The organism is Rhizobacter sp. P2_H2 (genome assembly GCF_056403375.1).
In genome coordinates this window covers 1-3,947 of record NZ_JBFUFP010000485.1, presented here as the reverse complement: position 1 = coordinate 3,947, position 3,947 = coordinate 1, and the positions used below count along the sequence as shown (strand labels likewise).

Here is a 3,947-nt window from a genome sequence, read left to right as displayed (position 1 = left end):
GGTCAAGGCCGCCGAGCTGTTTGGCGGGCTAGAGGCGGCGCAGCGCTGGATGTCGTCACCCGTGATGGGGCTGGACGGCGCCCGCCCGGTCGAGTTGCTGCGCACCTCGCAAGGCACCCAACTCGTCACCGAATTCCTCGAGCGTATCGAACGCGGCGTCTACAACTGATCTCGAACGGCAACGCCCCTCAGGCCGCCGCCAGCACTCGCAACCCCGGCTGGCGATCGACACGCGGCTGAATCCACCGCTCGAGCGCTGACGCGTTCTGGATCGACTTCGCCACCTGCACGCCGTGGGCATAGGCGGTCGTGACGCAGGGGTGCAGAAAATTCGTCACCTCGCCCGCGGCATACAGGCCGGGCAACCCTGGCACCGCCCCGTGGCGATCGACCTCGATGCAGCCGTCGTCCAGCGCAAGCCTCAGCCCCGCCGGAATACTGGCCTCGAAGCCATACTGAACGCCGATCACGTCGAACGCTTGGCTGTCGACCGTCATCGCCGACTGATCCGCCTCGAACGGTCCGACGTGCACGCACTCGGGCGCCACCTGTTTCAGCAGCAGCGCCTGGGCACGCGGCGGGCGCCGGCAGAAGATCTCGACGCTGGCCGCGCCACGCCGCTGCGCAAAGCCGGCCTGGTCGAAGGCGTTGTCACCGCCGCCGAGGATCGCCACGCGCTTGCCGGCCACGGCGATCCGCTCCATCGCCACGCCGGGCCCGATGCCCACCGTGTCCGACGGCACGAAGCCACCGCGGCGCGGCTTCGATCCGGTGGCGATGACGACGTTGCGCGCCCGATGGACCCCGCTGCGCCCCGACACCTCCCAGCCCAGGCCGCTCGGGCGCTGGCGGATGCCGGTGACCCAGAAGCCGAGGTTGTGCGGCACGTTCGCCGACTCCAGGTGATCCTGCAGCTGCGCGGCCACCTGCTGGCCCGTCCGGCCCTGCAGCCCGGGAATCCAGCGGTTCGTGTACGGGCTGTTCAGCTGCAGCCCGCCGACCGCGGAGCCCGCCTCCAGCAGCAGCACGTCCATCCCCAGCTGGTGCAGCCACAAGGCGCAGGCCGCACCGGCCGGGCCGCCACCGATCACCACCGCGTCGTTCATCGTCGTTCCTTGTGCTCGGGCGCCACCGTTGGCGCACCGAAGCAGCATCCGGGAACGACGCGTCCGCCCTGCGCCGGTTTGCGAAGCCGGCGCCGGTGGGGCGAACCCGGTCAGTCCTGCAGCGCGGCCGCCGCCTGCTGCACCCGCCCCACGTCCGCCTTCACCGCCTTTGCGATCTCGCTGCCGTAGCCGCTGTCCGCCTTGTAGAAGTGCGACAGCATCGCGTACTTCACCGCATCGTTGTCGACCCGGCCCAGGTCGCCGGCCAGGTTGGCGATCAGGCTCGATTGCTCCTTCTTCGACAGCGAGCGCCAGAACTCGCCGGCTTGCCGGAAGTTCAGCGTCTTCGCGATGCGCGCCTGCTGCGTGCCACCGGCCAGCGGCAGGCTGCTCGACTTGTACGCCGCGTCGGCCGGCAGCGGCCGCAGCCGCGACGGCTCGTAGTTGACGAGCCCGCTGCGCGCGCCGGCATTCGCGTCGCCGTCCTGGTTGTTGCTCGCCACCGCCGCCTTCGGCGCATTGATCGGCAACTGCTGCACGTTGGTACCCACGCGGTGGAACTGCGTGTCGTTGTAGCTGAACAGCCGCCCCTGCAGCAGCCGGTCTTCCGAGGCCTCGATGCCCGGCACCAGGTTGCCCGGCGCGAACGCGCTCTGCTCGGTCTCCTGGAAGATGTTGGCCGGGTTGCGGTTCAGTGTCATCGTGCCGACCTTGGTCTCCGGCACGCCGGTCCACACCTTGGTCGCGTCCAGCGCGTTGAAGTCGAAGCCGTCCAGCTGCTCGGGCTTCAGCAACTGCACGTACAGGTCCCACTTCGGAAAGTTGCCGCTGGTGATCGCGTTGATCAGGTCCTCGCTCGCATGGTTGAAGTTGCGCCCCTGCAGCGCCGCGGCCTCGGCGCCGCTCAGGTTCTTCTCGCCCTGCAGCGTCTTCCAGTGGAACTTCACGTAGGTGTACTGGCCCTGCGCATTGACGAACTTGTAGGCGTGCACGCTGTTGCCGTCCATGTTCCGGTAGCTGGCCGGCGTGCCGAGGTCGGAGTACAGCCGCGTCAGCATGTGCGTCGATTCGGGCTGCTGCGAGAAGAAGTCGAAGAAGCGGTTCGGGTCCTGCACGTTGGTGTCGGGGCTCGGCTTCAGGCTGTGCACCATGTCCGGGAACTTGATCGCATCCCGGATGAAGAACACCGGCAGGTTGTTGCCCACCAGGTCCCAGTTGCCTTCGCTGCCGTAGAACTTGGTCGCGAAGCCGCGCGGGTCGCGCAGCGTCTCGGGCGAGTGGTTGCCGTGGATCACCGTCGAGAAGCGCACGAACACCGGCGTGCGCGTGCCGGCGGTGAAGATCTTCATGCGGGTGACGGCCGAGAGATCGGCGCTCGCGACGAACTCGCCATGCGCCCCGGTGCCGCGCGCATGCACCACGCGCTCGGGGATGCGCTCGCGGTCGAAGCGCTGCAGCTTCTGGATCAGCTGCACGTCCTGCAGCAGCACCGGCCCGCCGGGGCCGGCGGTCTGCGAGTTCTGGTTGTCGCCGACCGGTGCGCCGTTGTCGCGTGTGAGGGTCTGCGCTTGTGCGGCGGTACCGGCCAGCAGCAGCGCCGCCGCGAGGGTCCAACGAAAGGAGGTGTTCGTCATCGTGTGCTCCACGTTCAGGTTCTGGTGCGCGGAGCTTAGGAAGACGGGTCACCCGCCGGAAGTTGAAAGATTCAGTGCCGCCGATTCAGGACGTGAATCGAACGCCCTCCGGCAAGGCCTCGCGCAGCGTCGCGCCAAGCAGTTGCAGGTCATCCGACTTCGCATGCCCGGCGCGCCACACCATGCCGATGCGGCGCGACTGCCCCTGCGCGAGCGGCCGCACGACGAGGCCCGAACCGTCCTGGCCGCGTTCGCTCGCGAGGCAGCGCACCGCGAGTGCCGGCATCAGCGTGCAGCCGAGGCCCGCCGCCACCAGCTGGCGCAGTGTCTCCAGGCTCGTCGCGCGGAAATCGCAGCCGTCGCTCTGGCTGCTCTCGTGCTGCCGGCAGGCCTCGAGTGCCTGGCCGCGCAGGCAGTGGCCGTCGGTCAGCAGCAGCAGCTTCAGCTCGGCCAGCACCGCCACCGGCACGGCGTCATGCGCCGCGATCTCGTGCCGCGGCGGCGCGGCGACGAAGAACGGCTCGTCGAACAGCGGCAGCTCCACATACRCCGGCTGCGGCAGCGGGCCGGGCAGCGCGAGGATCGCGGTGTCGATCAGCTGGTCGGCCAGCAACTCACCGAGGTGCCGCGTGGTGTCTTCATGCACCACGAGCCGCAGTTTCGGGTAGCGCTGGCGCACCAGCGGCAGCAGCCAGGGCAGGTAGTAGGGCGCCAGCGTCGGGATCAGCCCGATGTTCAGCACGCCCTGCAGCGGGCCGCCGCGCAGCCGCTTCAGGTCGAGGATCTCGTCCGCATCGGCCAGCAGCCGGCGCGCCCGCTCGACGACGAACTCGCCGATCGGCGTCAGCGACGGTTGCTTGCCGCTGCGATCGAGCAGCGTGAGCCCGAGGTAGTCCTCCAGCTTGCGCAGCTGGGTGCTGAGCGTCGGCTGGGTCACGTGGCAGGCTTCGGCCGCGTGCCCGAAATGGCGGTGCTCGGCGAGCGCCACCAGGTAGCGCAGTTCGCGCAGTGTCATCGTTGTCTCCCTTGTCGCGCCGAGTATTGCCAGCGCGGGGGAGGGCGGCGATTTCTTTTGTGATGCGGGCCGATTGGGAATTTGAATCGCAGGGGCTTGACTTCAGGCCGGCCGTGTCAGGCCACGTGCGAGATCAGCACCCCCGGCGCCGGCTGCTGCTGGCCGTCGGCGGTGCCGGCCTCGCTGCTGGTG

The 3,947-nt window shown here is 69.2% G+C and carries 4 protein-coding genes; 1 reads left to right on the top strand and 3 read right to left on the bottom strand.

The window, feature by feature from the left end:
• The first annotated feature begins 16 nt into the window (after nucleotides 1-16).
• Entirely contained in the window at nucleotides 17-169 is a 153-nt protein-coding gene (locus AC1D15_RS20860) for an antitoxin Xre/MbcA/ParS toxin-binding domain-containing protein (RefSeq protein WP_477827471.1), read from the top strand.
• Nucleotides 170-188: 19 nt separating this feature from the next.
• Here AC1D15_RS20860 and AC1D15_RS20855 read toward each other — a convergent pair whose 3' ends face one another.
• The 3 genes from AC1D15_RS20855 to AC1D15_RS20845 all read right to left on the bottom strand — a co-directional run bounded on the left by AC1D15_RS20855 (nucleotide 189) and on the right by AC1D15_RS20845 (nucleotide 3,755).
• On the bottom strand, nucleotides 189-1,106 hold the full coding sequence (locus tag AC1D15_RS20855) for an NAD(P)/FAD-dependent oxidoreductase (RefSeq protein WP_477827470.1): 918 nt from the start codon (nucleotides 1,104-1,106) through the stop codon (nucleotides 189-191).
• A gap of 110 nt (nucleotides 1,107-1,216) precedes the next feature.
• Complete coding sequence (locus tag AC1D15_RS20850) at nucleotides 1,217-2,740, bottom strand: catalase (protein WP_477827469.1); 1,524 nt, start codon at nucleotides 2,738-2,740, stop codon at nucleotides 1,217-1,219.
• Nucleotides 2,741-2,825: 85 nt separating this feature from the next.
• Entirely contained in the window at nucleotides 2,826-3,755 is a 930-nt protein-coding gene (locus AC1D15_RS20845; protein ID WP_477827468.1) for a LysR substrate-binding domain-containing protein, read from the bottom strand.
• Between the last annotated feature and the right edge of the window lie 192 nt (nucleotides 3,756-3,947).